This is a genomic window from Actinomyces mediterranea (genome assembly GCF_900155595.1).
Lineage (GTDB): Bacteria > Actinomycetota > Actinomycetes > Actinomycetales > Actinomycetaceae > Pauljensenia > Pauljensenia mediterranea.
The window spans coordinates 153,121-167,270 of sequence record NZ_FTPB01000002.1 but is presented as its reverse complement, the minus strand read 5'-3'; the positions used below and the strand labels follow the sequence as shown (position 1 = coordinate 167,270).

Below are 14,150 nucleotides of genomic sequence, written 5' to 3'. Positions count from 1 at the left end.
TGTGTGGGGCGTACAAGTGATGTTCCTGTCGGTCAGGTTGCTGCTGATTTCGGTATTGCCGAGTTGCGCCTGTGCCGCTGGATACACAAAGCAGAGCAGGCTGAAGGCCCGAACGTGCCGACGGTTTCAGAGCCGACCGAGTGTCGGGCGTTGAAGCGGCGCATTCAGGGGCTCTTCGCATTTGAGGGTGTAGTGGCGGGGTAGCCGGGTTGGTGGCGTGCCCATGTGTGATCGGACCGTGTGGAAGATCGCTTCTGACTGAAGTGTTCTGGGTTTTGTTTTGATCTGTTTTGCTAAGGAGATTGGGTCGTGTCCTAGGAGTGCAGTCTTGGGTTTAAGGCTTGGGGTCTGGTGTTGGTTTTGGTGGCTGTGGAGTTTGGGTGGTGGTTGTTGTTTGAAGTGTCTTGGGTTTGTTTTCTGGGTGTTTGCTTTGGTTTTCGTTTTCTTTGTGGTGCTTGTGATGTGCTAGTGGTCGTTTTTGATCTTGTCCGGTGTGTGGTAGTTGAGGGGGTGGTGGGGGTGGGGTGTGTTCCGTCAGTTCGCCCGCTTGAACGTCGCGTTCTCGGTCTTGGGCGCATCGTGCCGGGTACGGTTATGGATCGACTCGTTCTTGTATGAGCCGTTCACGTTCTCAGCCAGCGCGTTATCGTAAGAAGCCCCAACCGTCCCAGTCGATGGCATGCTACCCGCATTGATAATACCTCTCGTTATACATAATGCTGACGTACTGCGATCCGTGATCCGAATGATGAACCAGCCTCACAGTCTCTTTTGCGCTGGTGATCGCATTGATTCGATGCGTGTAGCGGCAAGGCTTCAGTGCGCATCGAATCCGAAAGCGCCCATCCCACAATCTTGCGTGAGAGCACGTTCGTAACGAACGTTGTATAGACGAAGCCAGCCCTTGTGCGAACATAGGTGATATCAGCCACCCACCGGCGGTTCGGCTCAGGGGCGTAAAACTCACGATGCACTGAATCCGGCCTGGTATCTTCCGTCCTGCCTTTGCGTGTGGTGATCGGCGATCGGCCCCCCTTGCGGTTGCCTGACACTCCTGCCAAGCGCATCAACTGTGTGGTCTGCTCCCGTCCGACCTGCAAGCCGCAGCGGGAACGCGTGTGCCACATTTTCCTTATCCCGTACACACCGTAGTTCGTGGCATGTATCTGGCGAACCTTGCCAACAAGCTCCAGGTCCCGAACGCTCCTGACACTGGGCGAGCCATGCTTAGCGTAACGGTAACCGCGGGAGGTGATGAGGCCTCCCTAGCGCTGCTCATTTAACGTCTGATAGATGAACTCGACGCTGAAATGATCGCGGTATTTACCAATGAATGCGATCATTTCCGACGGTGGGGGTCGAGTTCCGACGCGAAAAAAGCCGAGGCTGCTTTCAATAACGCGTTCGTATCCCGTAGCTCTTGATTTCCCGGCGCAACCCGGGCGTTCTCAGCAATCAGATCCTCTTCAGCGCGCGTGACCCGACCCGTCTTACGTGCTTGTTGTAACCATTGCCGTGCCGTATGCCACAAGACCCCAAGCTTGGGCGCCACAACTTGGCGCGCATCGTGAATCGAGAGTCCCTCGGCAAGGATCCTGTCCTCAACCAACCAGACAACCCGACCCTTCGCTTCCTGATCACATTTTCTTCGGCATACTCCAGACTTTCCCATCCACTCAAACAGAAACAAACCCGGGACATTTCAACCTCCCCAAACACACCCTCATACACTCACATCACGTGCCACCAACCCCCACACCAGACCCTTCGAGGGGCATTTGTGTGGTGGCTCTTAGGGTGCGGGGCATGGTCCTGGCAGCGTTGGCGATGATGGCAGCGTCCTTCGCGTCGGTCTTGGCGCTGCCCGGTGTCAGGTCGGCGATGCGTCTCATGGACAGTGCGGGCAGGTAGCCTATGGCTTGGGCTACCGTCACGGCCAGGGCACCGATGGTGGGGGGCTGGTCGACCACCACCAGCACCCGTCCCTTCTCTCGTAGATGCTGGTAGACCTCGCGCAGCCGGTCCTCGTCGTTGGGCAGGGCCTTGTCACAGACCCTTCCGCCCGTCCCGGTTCAGGGCCGTAGCCCAGTGGTCCGTCTTGCCGACGTCGACGCCGATGAAGACCTCGACATCCTCGATATCCATCTTTCCTGCTGCCTCTGGCTTAAATGGGTGCGGGGCCAGCCGGTGGACGACCGGCCCCGCACCCACGCCTGCGAAAGACCTCACACCCAGTGGGCCGTTCCCCTTATCAGCGGTCACCAGCGCCCGACTGCCGCGGGTGACAACACTCCCCGGATCATTGGAGACAGGGGCAAGACATCATGCCCGCAGCAACTGGCCCAACCCCCGGCACCTACCACCAGGGACCACCAACAAAGCAACGGAGAAGGTGATGACCTCGGCGAAGGGTGGAGGTCGCTACAGCCACTTTTTGCGCTTGAACCACACCACCGACCCCACTGCGATGATCAGCGACAGGGCGATGACGCCGGGGTAGCCCCACCAGGCCGACAACTCCGGCATGTGCGTGAAGTTCATGCCGTACCAGCCGACGATGAGGGTCAGCGGCGCGAAGATCGCCGTGAGCACCGTCAGGACCGTCATGATGTGGTTCTGCTGGATGTCGAGGTGCATTTTGTGCAGGTCTCGCATTTGCAGTGCCTGATCGCGAAGCGAACCCGCCTGGTCGCGCAGTTTGTCGAGCCGACTCGAGATCGTCCGGAAGTAGCGCAGATCCTCGTCGCGGAAGAACCCGTTCTCGTTCTCCTCGAGCAGGTCCGTCAGGTCCATGAGATGCATGTAGTGATCGTCCAGATCGCGCAGTTCCGAGCGCATCTCATTGATGCGGGTCGCGAAGTGGCCGCTGGCAACCCCTGCAACGATCGCGTCCTCCATGTCATCGAGCTCGCGCTCGTAGCCGCGTAGCAGCTTCGCGTCGCCCTTGATGATCTGGCCGAGGAAATCCGCCAGGAACCGCTCCAACCCCGGTTGCCTCCACCTCTTCGTCGCCGCGATCGCGCGGATCAGGGTCGCCGCAGTGTTCTCCGCGTCAATGAACACGACGCCCTTCTCGTCGAGGGCGAACGCGAAGCGCGCCTCCGGAAGGTCCGGGTTGGCGCGATCGGGGATGAAGATCGTGCCCGTGATCGCGTCGTAGTTCGCGTCCGCCTGGGTGTCGAGGGCGGTGGCGACATCCGGGTCGAAATCGATCCCCATGTCGAAGGAGTCGCGCTTGCGGCTCCACCCCTCGGGAGTCAAGATGACGACGAACTGTCGGTCCGCCGCCGCGAGGTCGGCCTCGTCGCATTCGATGAGGTGCTCCCCGATGAGGTAGTGCATGGGTCCTCCTGAATGATCCGGTAACGCTACGAGTGTGCCACGCCCGTTGGGTTTCCATCGTCTTCGCGCCGGGTCGAATCGACCCGCTTCGGTGACGATCGGCATTGACACCAACAGTTGTTGTTCCTACCCTTCACATACCGCGCCGCCACGAGGGCGCCCCGTATCGAGCGAGCAGAGGAGGCAGCCGTGTCCGCCACCGAATGTGTCGAATGCTACAGCGCCGATCCTCGCACGACGCCGCTTCTCGAGCCGGAGAAGTGCCTGCGCGCCCACACCCAATACGTGTGCGGGACTTGCGGGCGCTGCATCTGCATCGAGGCCGATCCCGTGCGCGGACTGCATCGCTGGAACTTCCCCTTCCGCTCGCTCGACGTCGCCCGTCTCTACCTGCGTGCCGCCGACGCGACAATGGGGCGTGCCTGCGGCATCTACGCCATCGACAGTGCGAACGGCAGGCGTTCGTACAAGATCTTCACCGACCGGAAGGAGCTCGCGGCCTACCTCGAGAAGAACCGCGGGAGAACCTGTGCGAGCGGTGAGCCCGAGTTCGAAACCGGTCGGTTCCTCAAGTTCGCCAGGGCCCGCATCCGTCGCCTCGAGCCCGACGAGGTAGAGAGGTACCTGGCCGAACGGGCCTAGAACGGGGCGTTGGAGTCCCGCTCTCCGGTCACTGACCGGAGCCGCGGAGGATGATCATCGAGCAGTCCTTCGAGGCGGGGATCGCGGAGAAGAACGTGCCCTCACCGGGATCGTCGCCATCGCCGTGGAACCGGCGCGCACCGCGACAGGCGCGGTGACGAGGGCGGGGCGAACAGGTGGGAGAGGGCGCAGTCCCTCCTCTTGACGAGAGTCATGCGAACGCTATGATAAACAGTGTTCAGTGAACAGTGTTCAGAAAGGTGGGGACGTGCCCAAGCAGACGATCGAACGAGACCGCCTCGTCGATACCGCCTACGACATCGCCGAACGCGACGGCCTATCCGCCCTGTCCATCCGCCGCCTCGCTTCCGAATGCTCCATCTCCATCGGATCCGTCTACAACTTCTTCCCCGCCAAGACCGACCTGACGACCGCCGTCGTCGAGCGCTTCTTCCGCGCCGCCATCGTCGACGAGTTCTGCCGCGTCGAACCCGGTGAAGGATTCGTCGACTACCTGCGCAGACTCGAGGGCGCCCTCGTGCGCGTCCTCGGCGAGTACCGCACCACCTGGCTCAAGGAGATCCGCAAGCTCCCCTATGAAGAGCGAACAGCAGGGCGCGCCGCCCAGGCCGCCCGACTCGGCCACATCGAAACCGGCCTCGCGCGCGTCCTCGCCGCGGACCCCGACATCGAACCCGCCGCCCTCGTCGGGCCCCTCGCCCCGAAGGTCCTGTGCTCCTTCATCGCCGAGCACCTCCTCGCAGCCGTCCAGAACGGAACCGACTGCGCCACACTCTTCGCCCTCCTCGACTCCGCCCTCTACGGCGAGTCAGCAACCCACCACTGAACGGCGAAAGAACCACCATGACCCCTCTCATCGTCATCGCCTCCGGCACCATCACCCTCGCCCTCGTCTCCTACACCATCGGCGTCTTCGGTGAGCGCCGCGCCGGAACCCTCACGTCCCGCCACCTCGCCTTCTTCTGGACCGGATTCATCTTCGACACCGCCGGCACGACCGTCATGTCGAAGATCTCCTCCGAGGCAGGTGGGGGAGTCGCTCCCATGCACGCCGTCTCGGGGGCGCTCGCCCTCGGCCTCATGGCCTTCCACGCCGTGTGGGCCACGATCATCCTCATCCGGCGCAACGAGCGCCGGCTCGCCGGATTCCACCGCTTCAGCGTCGTCGTCTGGCTCTTCTGGCTCGTGCCCTACTTCATCGGCATGCTGCTGGGCATCCCCGCCGTGAACCTGTCGAACATCGCGATCATCACCGTCTCATTGGTCGCCGTCGCGATCATCGCCGCCGTCCTCAACCTTGGCCCGCGAGCAGCAGTGCGCATCAACAAAGAGAACCTCCTCGTCATCGCCGGAATCGTCTGGTTCATCGCCGGGATCAACGTCGCCAACCTCGGCATCCGCTCCGCGTTCACGCTCAATGGCACCGGGCTCATCATCGCCGCACTGCTCGGAGTCGGCGGCGTTGCCGTGTTCCTCGCCTTCCACACCATGTTCGGGCGCATCGTCAAGAAGAACTCCGCGCGCATTCGCGCTCTCGTCGTCCCCGCGCAAAGTCCCCTGCGGTTCCTCGACGCCAAGGGATACATCATCATGGCCGTCATGATGGGCGGCGGCTTCGGGGCGCGAGCCGCCGGGCTCGCACCCGACTGGTTCGTCGCTTTCTTCTACACGGGGCTGGGCATCGCATTGGCTCTGACCGGAGTCGGATTCCTCATGCACCGCGCCCGCGGGGAGGGCTGGACCTTCCACGCGAAGAAGGAATTCGCGGCCTGAGGCCGACTTAACGGACGCGGCCTCAGCCGGGCACCCCGTTCAGCCAGGCGGCCAACTCGGCCCCGGACTCGGCGGGCTCGAAGCAGGCCCATCGTCGTCGATGGATTCCCAGGGGCCTTTGTGGCGGATGAGTTCGGCTTTGTACAGGGAGTTCAAGGCTTCGGTTAGGGCGTTGTCGAGTGGAGTCACCTGTGGAGCCGACTGAGGCGACGGCCTTGCAGTCGTCTGGGGCTTGGCCGTAGCGGACTTGCCCGGTACTGGATGCCCTGGTCGGAGTGGTGGACGAGGCCGGATAGGTCGGCCCCTGTCGCGTTTTGTGTTGCCAGATCGCCATCTTCAATGCGTCGAGGGCGAGGTCGGCGTACACGCTGGTGGGGTCTGCCACCCGACGATTTGACGTGAGAATCACGTTGGCGGGTGAACGCGACGATTCACCCACCCCGAGAAGGTGCGCACGTAGACGGGGGCACCTCCCGCTTGCGGGGGAATGTCCGCCACCCACAACATGTTCGGAGCCAATGCCGCGAAATGCCTGTTGACCAGTGTCTATCGGGCACAATTCCTTGGGCGCGGACCGGGTGGTCTTCGGGCTCTTCGCCCAGCGGATACCGCTGATCCCATGGCTGTTATGAGGCGTTCGACGGTGCATCGGGCGACGTGACCTGCCCGATGCTGGGCTTCGACCTCGAGCAGGCCCCGCACCACGTGCATCTTTGGGGCCCCGAAGGCCTCGTAGTTGTCGGCATGAATCCGCACGATCTGTTCCTTTCAAGACCTCATCACGCCTGCTTCGCACCGACCACAGGCCGACTCTTGCGCGCCCAATAAGCCGACGGGGCGACCTGTACGCCAGCTGCGGTCAGCTGTTCACAGATCGGCTAGGCCCCGTACTCTGCTCGGTTCGCGTCGATGAACCCATCGACACCCCCTTATCGGCGGCCCGGCTCCGCCTGGGCGCAATACGCGCTCGCTTTGCGCAGGATCTCGTTTGCCCTACGAAGCTCGCGGTTCTCTTTCTCCAACTCCTTGATCCGCTGAGCATCCGCACCCTCATCCCCGCCCGAAGACCCCCATCAATCTCAACTCTTTTGACCCACGTGTGCAACGCATTCTGGATGCACACCCAGCTCGCCGGCGATCCTATCGATCGCGCCCCTGGAACGCTCAGGGTCCCGACGGGCCTCAAGAGCCAAACAAGTCGCGCGCCCACGCAACTCATCCGGATACTTCCCCGAACATAGTCATGACAATGATCCTTCCCACTCATCACTGCCTCTACCAAACCCAGGACGATCTAGTGGCCGTCTTTGTCCCAGGTGATGGTCGACGTCTGTAAGGCGCGTTGTATTGAGGCGAGTTGACTTGTTGGGGTCCACGAGTAGGACACGGCGCCGTCGGGCCCGTCCTCGCGGGTGCGGCGCCCGGCCTCGTCGTAGGATAAGACGGTCGTAGACGATCCCTGCGGGGTCTGGACCTGGTAGGAGGCGACGCGGCCCAGCTCGTCGGTGTCCCACTGTTGGGTCAGGCCCTCGGCGATCATACGGGTCGACGAATCGGCGTACTCATACGACACGGTCCCGAACGCGCCGCCCTCGATGCGCACCAGCGCCCCGTCCTCGTCGCGCACGTACACCAGGTCGTCAGAGGCCTCGTCGCACGCCACGTCGCCCGGAGTCGGCACCGCTGCCAACGCGTCGACGCGCACCCCATCGGGGGACTCGGTGAACAGGAGACGACCGGCGGCGTCGTAGCCGGCTCGCCACGTGCGCCCCACAGGGTCAGTGACGGCCGAAACGAGGTCGTCGGGCGTGTACTCGCGCCGCGTGGTCCCGCCCACGGGATTCGTCTGCGACACCAGGCGAGCGCACTCGTCATAACCGAAATGAGTGGACCCGCCCAACGCATTCGTGATCGACGTGAGCTGACCCGCAGCGTCGTAAGCGAAACGCCTCTTCCCCCACGCCGCATCGCGCATCGCGACGAGACGACCGGCCAGATCGTAGGAGTACGTGGTCGGCGTCGTTCCGGGTGCGCTGACGCGCGTCAAACGAGAGTACACATCCCACTCGTAGCGAACCTCGCCCACGGGCCCGCGCTGACAGATGAGCCGGTGGTCCGCATCGTAGTCGTACTCCACCGCACCCGCGGACCCCTCGACTCGTACCCGGCGGCCAAGGGCGTCGTAGGCGATCGTCGTCGCAACACCGGCCCGCTCGACACGGATCGGCCGCCCCGCCGCATCGCGTTCGATGCTCGTCAGCGTCCCGTCCGCATCGACGGTCTCGGCGATGCGCCCCGCCGGATCGCGCACGACGATCTGATCGCCCGACCCATCACGGAAACGGACAGGCCGACCCAAAGCATCCGAAACGACCCCCTCAACGGCCTCATCATCGACGGCGGACGCATCCTGGCCCCACGCGACCTCAGTGATCGTGCCGACCGGGTCGCCCCAGTCGGCGAGACGACCTCCCGCAAACGCGACAGCGGATCGTGCACGAATCCCCAGGTCCGCCCATCCGGCAGCGTCACCGAAGCCAGATTCCCCAAGTCATCCCAGGTCGACGTAATGACGCGGCCCAACGGATCCGTCGACGACGCCTCCAAACCCGATGGCCCGTACTCGACGCTCGACCTCGCCCCATAAGGGTCGATGGTCGCCGTCAGGCGCCCGGCATCGCTGAACTCCCACCGCCACTGGGCGCCATCAGGATCCAGGCGCGACACCACGCGACCGGCCTCGTCGTACGCGTAGCGCGTCACCGAACCCGCTGCGGACGTGAACGACACCGGACGGCCCGCGCCTCGTCGTAGTCGAACGAAGCCCGCCCGCCCTCGGCGTTGACGATTCCGACAAGGTCGCCGAAGCGGTTGTACTCGTACCTCAATGACACACCCGTCGGATCCGAGACCGAGCGCAACAGGCCGGCCTCCCACTCCATCGTCGTGCGCCCGCCAACCGGGTCGACGATGAGGCTCGGATCGCGCGAATCGCCCTCGTAAGCGAAACTCGTTCGAGACACCGACATCGGCTCCGCAGCCGGGACGCCCTGAGGATCCGCGGGCGCCGGATACGACACGACCATCTCGGTGAGGCGATCGAGCTCATCCCAGGCCATCTGCGTGCGCACACCCGCCGGGTTCAACGACGCCACCATGCGCCCGCGAGAGTCGTACTCGCTGACCGTCAGACCACCCGACCTGTCCTCAGCCATGACCCGCCGACCCCACCGGTCGTACGCCAAACGCTGGTGGCCGCCATCGGCGTCGATCACGCCGACGAGACGCCCGGACGCGTCATTGATCCACGTGTTCGCGCGCGATCCGTCCGAATCCGACACCTCCGTCACACCGCCCGGGGCGTAGGTGTAGCGCGACACGCGCCCCGCAGGGGAACACTGGGTGGACACTCGGCCCGGCCTCGTCGTAGGAGTACGTCACGCGACGCCCGCAGCCTGCGACCTCAACGATCCGCGAGGAGTCGTCACTCCACGTGATGTCGAGGCGACGGCCCCTCTCATGAACGAGGGCGGACAGAGTTTCGCCCGTCCATTCGCAGCATACGGTCGTCCCAGGGCCCTGCGTGAACGCCATCAAACGCCCGGAAGCATCATAGGTCCAGCTTCCGCCCTCCGCGTCGGAGACGATGAAATCCCCGACGAGGGGGTCCTCACGACGAATCCAGAACGAGTCGCCCAGCGAACGGCCCCACCCCCCGCCCTCGCGAGGAAAACGCACCAGGCGTCCATCGGGCATCCACCACCGGGCCTCGCCGACCCCGCCGACCTGGTCGAGCTCGACGCGCGAATCCGCGACGCTGAACCAGCCCGGACCGAACGCGCCGACCTGTGTCGACATGGAGTTGTACATCCTGCGCCACGCCATCCCCACAGCGCCGCCCATGAACGCCAGGTCGGTCTCCGGCTCGATGAAATTGCCTGTCGCCGCATTGACCGGATCGTCGACGAAACCCGATGAAGGAGCGATGCCCTGCATCTGCGCCGGAACCATGGCGACGCCCTGACGCGACAATTCGACGCCCACAGCCGCCAACGCCGACATCAGCGTCGCATTTGACAACGTCGAGATTCCGCCTGAACCGCCTGAGGCCTCGAAAGCCGCAGCGATCGTATTCGCCCACTGGGCATCCGCCCGATTCGCCGCGATGTACGAATCGAAGCCCGTCCATACCGACGCGACCGACAGGCTTCCCCACTCGCACCCCGATTGGAAAGCCTGATCCGCCGCCCGAAGTCCCGCGATGATCGAATCCAACTCGTCATCCGCGCCATCGTAGTTGACGGCGAAGGAGCGCAGGTTCTCCGGTCGCGCAGAGGATGTGCCGTTCTCGGCTCCCGTGCCCGACGACGGCGTCTGACGCGCCAGCATCGTCGTCGGCGCAATCTGCAAAGACGGTGCAGGACCATTCGTGCCCGCAGGACGCTGATCAATATCCCAGAAGTCGTTCCACTCCCGCGTGACCTCCCACATCTGATCCCGGCGGGCCTGCCACTCCCGGGCGCGCTCACGCGCCGCATTCTCCAAACGCGCAAGTTCTGCCAGCTTCTCGGCCTTCGCAGCGACATCCTCCAAGCACGTGCACAGATTCGCCGCGTCGACGCCCTCAGCCCTCGAGTTCTCGGCGAAGAGCCTGGAGAAATAGCCCGAGAAGTCCTGCATGGCGGTGAACACCCATCCCAGTCGAGAACCGTGCAATTCCTCGATGCGCGACTTGGCCGCCCGGCACTTCGCCGCCAAATCCGACGCCGCCGCGAAATCGAAACGAACATCCGCAGTGGTCATCGGAGTAGACATCAGAACCTCTTGTGTCAAAGCCGTCCCGAGGGCGGTCGAACACATGAGCGGGTAGGCGCGAACCTCGGGACGATGGGAAACGAACCGCGACCCATACTAGGCAACTGTCCAGACGATGTCACAGGGCTTCTAAGAATCCTGTGGAGGGGATTCGACGGTGGTCGGATCGCAGTGGTCGGGTCTTGGTCCGAGGGCGGAAAGACAGCCAGCGCCAGGGGGATCGATCCTGGATTGGCTCGTCCACACGGAAACGAGCGTCGCCACGATCGCGACGAGGCTGACCTGCGTGAAGAGCACAGTGCGGAGAACCATGAGAGCGGCGATGAGCCCGACGCAAGCGAGAGGGAAGCGCCGCCTGTACGCGATCGCAACCGCCGTGCACACTCCCATAAGGAGGAACACTTCACGCCCGGCTAAACCTTCCGGGTTCGTGGTGTCATTCCGCGCCGTCATGATCACGAGGCAGGCGACGAACAGATCGCCCCAATTCGGGATGACGGTGCGTCAGAGTTCGGACTTGGTCCGTCGGGACTCGGCGTTACTATGCTCCCACCGTAAAAGAGTGCCTGCTATACCTCGTCATACCCTGGTATGAGTCGACGAGGACAAGAATGATCCCCCGGCATGATGCGGGGCGCCCGGCGAAACGACATCATCATCGTCATGACGTATACAACATTGTCGCAACAACAAGAGGACTCCTCGGCCTCATCCGCCACCGATGTCGTCGTCACCCATGACCTCACCAAGCGCTTCAACGACCGCGCAGTCGTTGATTCCCTCGACCTTCGCATCCCCGCCGGATGCGTCTACGGGTTCCTCGGCCCCAACGGGTCGGGCAAGTCGACGACGATGAAGATGATCCTCGGCCTGCTCGTCCCGACTTCCGGTGAGGTCGACCTCTTCGGACGGCGCGCTGATGAAAGGACTCGGGCCCAGCTCATGCCCCGCATCGGCTCGATGATCGAGACTCCGCCCGGATACGGCCACCTCACCGGAATGGAGAATATGCGGATAGTCCAGAAGATGCTCCGCCTGACGGATCAACAGATCGCTCATGCCCTCGATCTCGTCGGACTCACCGCGCACAAGGATCGTCTCCAACGCCAGTACTCCCTCGGCATGAAGCAGCGGCTCGGCATCGCGATGGCGCTTGCGCGCCAGCCGCGCCTCCTCGTCCTTGACGAGCCGACGAACGGCCTCGACCCCGCCGGAATTGAAGAAATCCGCGAACTCCTCATCCGCCTCGCCGGCGAGGGCGTCACCGTCATGGTCTCCAGTCACCTCCTCGACGAGGTCGACAAGATGGCCTCCGTCCTCGGAATCCTGTCCGAGGGGCGACTCGTCTTCCAGGGCAGCCGGGACGAACTCTTCTCCCGTTCCATACCCGATGTCATCATCTCGACTCCCCAAGCCGCACGGGCGCACGACCTCGGTTTCCCCGGGAGCGTGACTCCGCTCGGCCTCACAGTCCCCGGATGCCGCGAGGACGATGTCGCCCGTGTCATCGCCGAGCTCGTACAAGCCGATATCCCGATTCACGAGGTCCGACGGGCGGCACAATCATTGGAGGACGTGTTCATGGATCTCACCGCTCAGAACGGCGGTTTACGATGAGCACCCGTGTCAGAGCCTCGTCGACGACGGGAGCCCCCGGAACTTCGAAGGCGCGAGTGTCCGAACGGGCCCGGATCGGCCTCGTCGCACTTGTGAGGATAGAGATCTCGAAAATGCGACGCTTGCGCACCCCGGCGATCGTCCTCGCTCTCATCGGCGTCATCATCCTCTTCGAGGGAGCGACCCTGTACAGCGCGAGTTCCCAGGCGATCGCCTCCGAGCCGTCGAAATCGCCGTGGGCGCACGAGCTCCTCGGCGTCGCAATGATCAACGCGCTCCTTCATCCGATCCTCGTTGCCGTCATCTCCTCTCGGCAGGTGGATATGGAGAACAGCGGGGGAGGATGGATCCTCAACGCTGCAGCGGGGACAAGGCCGGGGAGGCTCATGCGCGTCAAACTCATCGTCCTCGCCCTGATTCTCCTTTTCGCGTGCGGTCTCCAGCTCGGAGCACTGATTCTGCTCGGACTGCATTCGGGGATCACAGTCCCCCTCGATGAGGGTCCCTGGATCGGCTACTTCCTCATGCTCTGGATCGTCGACTGCGCGCTCGCGGCCGGTCACGTTCTCCTCTCCGCCCGTTTCGAGAACCAGCTCATCGGCATGGGAATCGGAATCCTGGGGGCCTTCGCGGGAATGTACCTGTTCCTCGCTCCTCTGGCCGTCGCCCGCTGGCTGCCGTGGGGGTACTTCGCCGTCATCAATCCGACTCGCCTGATTGGCGAGGGCGAGCACGTGCAGATCGAATACTGCGAGCCGGGCGTCGTGTGGCTCATCGGGCTCGTCCTCCTCGCAACAGCCGTTTTCGTGGTGCTGACGCGCCGCGCGGACACGATCGAGAGGTGAGTGGCGTGGTCCGCGCAGAGCTTCTCAAACTCCGCCGCTCGATGGTGTGGGCGTTCGTCCCGCTCCTGTCGTTGCTCGCCGTCATCTCCGGAGGCATCAACTACTGGATGAACAGGGACGTGCTTGATAATGGATGGGTATCCCTGATCGGTCAGACGACCTTGTTCTACGGAATCATCTTCTACGCGGTGGGGATCGGCCTCATCGCCTCCGCCGTCTGGCGTCCAGAACACCGCTCGTCCTCATGGAATGCGGCATTGACCTGTGGAATCTCGCCCCTGAAACTGGTTCTCACCAAGGCGTTCGTCATCATGATTCCGACATCGGCGCTCCAAGCGTGCTTCATCGGCTACACCTGGGCATTCGGGACCGCCGTCGGTCTGGGCCCGAGCATCCCCCCTTCTTTCATCGCCTCATCCCTTCTCGTCATCGTCCTCTCGGTGCCGCTCATCCTCGTCCAATCGTTGCTGTCGATGCTGATGAAGTCCTTCGCCGGGCCCGCCGCACTCGCCATGGGGGCCTCGATCCTCGGTTTTCTCTCGACGGTTCTGCCGGGCACGATCGCTCGGGCGCTGTCCTTCGCCCTCCCGCACGCCTTATGCACACGGGGAATACTCCTCGGATCGTCCGCTGTGAGCGGTTCTGGGGTGATCGAGGGGGAAACGGTTGCGATTCTCATCATGGCCGGTCTCATCGACACCGTTGTCGCAGTGGGGATCACTGCCCTCGTGGTCCGCCATCGAACGATCGAGAGAAGATGAGGGGAGCGTGAATCCGCTGGCCCGACGAGGGGGAAGCGACGAATGATGTGCAGAACGTCCCGGCGTTCGAATAGGGGAGGTCCGGAGTCCTGTCGATCAGGAACCCGGTCCCTCCTCGTATATCGGGTTCTCACAGATGACGGTCAGCGGCCTGGCGCGCGATCGTCGACTCCTCATTCGTCGGGTAGACGAGCAGGGTCACCGACGAGTCGGATTAACACGATGTGCGGTTTGCCGATGCCGGCAGTGAAGGTGATGACGTCGAGGCCTGCGAGCTCAGCGGTGTAGGCGCCGACGTACTTGAGCAGGCTGCGTAAAGCCCCCGTTCACCGGT

The 14,150-nt window shown here is 63.4% G+C and carries 13 protein-coding genes, 2 pseudogenes and 1 other annotated feature; of the genes and pseudogenes, 7 read left to right on the top strand and 8 right to left on the bottom strand.

The features are described from left to right. Positions 1 to 707: 707 nt before the first annotated feature. From BQ7471_RS11850 to BQ7471_RS00815, 3 genes and pseudogenes are all read right to left on the bottom strand, one after another. Positions 708 to 1,145 (bottom strand): DDE-type integrase/transposase/recombinase, encoded by a 438-nt coding sequence (locus tag BQ7471_RS11850; protein ID WP_407922668.1) that lies wholly within the window; start codon positions 1,143 to 1,145, stop codon positions 708 to 710. A gap of 642 nt (positions 1,146 to 1,787) precedes the next feature. Continuing rightward, positions 1,788 to 2,145, bottom strand: a pseudogene (locus BQ7471_RS00820) (IS110 family transposase); the annotation flags it as partial. A gap of 276 nt (positions 2,146 to 2,421) precedes the next feature. After that, positions 2,422 to 3,342 carry a magnesium transporter CorA family protein gene (locus BQ7471_RS00815; protein ID WP_076463468.1) on the bottom strand — a complete coding sequence of 307 codons (921 nt, stop codon included), beginning with the start codon at positions 3,340 to 3,342 and terminating at the stop codon, positions 2,422 to 2,424. A 189-nt stretch (positions 3,343 to 3,531) separates the two neighbouring features. On the opposite strand from BQ7471_RS00815, the gene BQ7471_RS00810 reads away from it, so the two are divergent. The 3 genes from BQ7471_RS00810 to BQ7471_RS11820 all read left to right on the top strand — a co-directional run bounded on the left by BQ7471_RS00810 (position 3,532) and on the right by BQ7471_RS11820 (position 5,778). Continuing rightward, entirely contained in the window at positions 3,532 to 3,984 is a 453-nt protein-coding gene (locus BQ7471_RS00810) for a hypothetical protein (RefSeq protein ID WP_076463466.1), read from the top strand. Positions 3,985 to 4,252: 268 nt separating this feature from the next. After that, entirely contained in the window at positions 4,253 to 4,831 is a 579-nt protein-coding gene (locus BQ7471_RS00805) for a TetR/AcrR family transcriptional regulator (RefSeq protein WP_076463465.1), read from the top strand. Positions 4,832 to 4,848: 17 nt separating this feature from the next. Continuing rightward, positions 4,849 to 5,778 carry an HsmA family protein gene (locus BQ7471_RS11820; RefSeq protein WP_083663165.1) on the top strand — a complete coding sequence of 310 codons (930 nt, stop codon included), beginning with the start codon at positions 4,849 to 4,851 and terminating at the stop codon, positions 5,776 to 5,778. 833 nt (positions 5,779 to 6,611) lie between these two features. Then, positions 6,612 to 6,744 (bottom strand) — a sequence feature (AL1L pseudoknot). 328 nt (positions 6,745 to 7,072) lie between these two features. Here BQ7471_RS11820 and BQ7471_RS00790 read toward each other — a convergent pair. Continuing rightward, positions 7,073 to 7,915, bottom strand: a complete 843-nt coding sequence (locus BQ7471_RS00790) for an RHS repeat domain-containing protein (RefSeq protein WP_235821193.1) — start codon at positions 7,913 to 7,915, stop codon at positions 7,073 to 7,075. Between BQ7471_RS00790 and BQ7471_RS11565 the strand changes: the two genes are divergently transcribed. Next, complete coding sequence (locus BQ7471_RS11565; RefSeq protein WP_235821192.1) at positions 7,889 to 8,425, top strand: hypothetical protein; 537 nt, start codon at positions 7,889 to 7,891, stop codon at positions 8,423 to 8,425. The two genes, BQ7471_RS00790 and BQ7471_RS11565, sit on opposite strands and share 27 nt — an antisense overlap. Before the next feature lie 112 nt (positions 8,426 to 8,537). On the opposite strand, the gene BQ7471_RS00780 is transcribed toward BQ7471_RS11565, so the two are convergent. From BQ7471_RS00780 to BQ7471_RS11985, 3 genes are all read right to left on the bottom strand, one after another. Then, the gene (locus tag BQ7471_RS00780; protein ID WP_076463460.1) at positions 8,538 to 9,119 is read right to left on the bottom strand and encodes a hypothetical protein; all 582 of its coding nucleotides are present in this window, start codon (positions 9,117 to 9,119) and stop codon (positions 8,538 to 8,540) included. Further along, on the bottom strand, positions 9,076 to 10,593 hold the full coding sequence (locus tag BQ7471_RS00775; protein ID WP_129583291.1) for a DUF6531 domain-containing protein: 1,518 nt from the start codon (positions 10,591 to 10,593) through the stop codon (positions 9,076 to 9,078). The genes BQ7471_RS00780 and BQ7471_RS00775 overlap by 44 nt, the downstream gene beginning before the upstream one ends. A 129-nt stretch (positions 10,594 to 10,722) precedes the next feature. Then, on the bottom strand, positions 10,723 to 11,070 hold the full coding sequence (locus tag BQ7471_RS11985) for a hypothetical protein (RefSeq protein ID WP_456236388.1): 348 nt from the start codon (positions 11,068 to 11,070) through the stop codon (positions 10,723 to 10,725). Positions 11,071 to 11,256: 186 nt separating this feature from the next. Here BQ7471_RS11985 and BQ7471_RS00765 point away from each other — a divergent pair, with 186 nt between their 5' ends. From BQ7471_RS00765 to BQ7471_RS00755, 3 genes are read left to right on the top strand one after another with little or no spacing between them, the layout of a single operon-like run. After that, positions 11,257 to 12,210 (top strand): ABC transporter ATP-binding protein, encoded by a 954-nt coding sequence (locus BQ7471_RS00765; protein ID WP_076463591.1) that lies wholly within the window; start codon positions 11,257 to 11,259, stop codon positions 12,208 to 12,210. Next, on the top strand, positions 12,207 to 13,055 hold the full coding sequence (locus BQ7471_RS00760) for an ABC transporter permease (RefSeq protein WP_083663163.1): 849 nt from the start codon (positions 12,207 to 12,209) through the stop codon (positions 13,053 to 13,055). Before BQ7471_RS00765 ends, BQ7471_RS00760 begins: the two co-directional genes overlap by 4 nt. Continuing rightward, positions 13,052 to 13,816: an ABC transporter permease gene (locus BQ7471_RS00755; RefSeq protein ID WP_129583290.1), complete on the top strand. Its 765-nt coding sequence runs from the start codon at positions 13,052 to 13,054 to the stop codon at positions 13,814 to 13,816. Before BQ7471_RS00760 ends, BQ7471_RS00755 begins: the two co-directional genes overlap by 4 nt. Positions 13,817 to 13,946: 130 nt before the next feature. Here BQ7471_RS00755 and BQ7471_RS11560 read toward each other — a convergent pair. Continuing rightward, positions 13,947 to 14,133 (bottom strand): annotated as a pseudogene (locus tag BQ7471_RS11560) (acetate kinase); the annotation flags it as partial. Positions 14,134 to 14,150: the final 17 nt, after the last annotated feature.

Excerpts from the sequence above, each read along its gene's own strand:
- BQ7471_RS00765 (WP_076463591.1), top strand. The coding sequence starts at position 11,257 with ATGACGTATACAACATTGTCGCAACAACAAGAGGACTCCTCGGCCTCA.
- BQ7471_RS00815 (WP_076463468.1), bottom strand. The coding sequence starts at position 3,342 with ATGCACTACCTCATCGGGGAGCACCTCATCGAATGCGACGAGGCCGAC.
- BQ7471_RS00760 (WP_083663163.1), top strand. The coding sequence starts at position 12,207 with ATGAGCACCCGTGTCAGAGCCTCGTCGACGACGGGAGCCCCCGGAACT.
- BQ7471_RS00775 (WP_129583291.1), bottom strand. The coding sequence starts at position 10,593 with ATGTCTACTCCGATGACCACTGCGGATGTTCGTTTCGATTTCGCGGCG.
- BQ7471_RS11820 (WP_083663165.1), top strand. The coding sequence starts at position 4,849 with ATGACCCCTCTCATCGTCATCGCCTCCGGCACCATCACCCTCGCCCTC.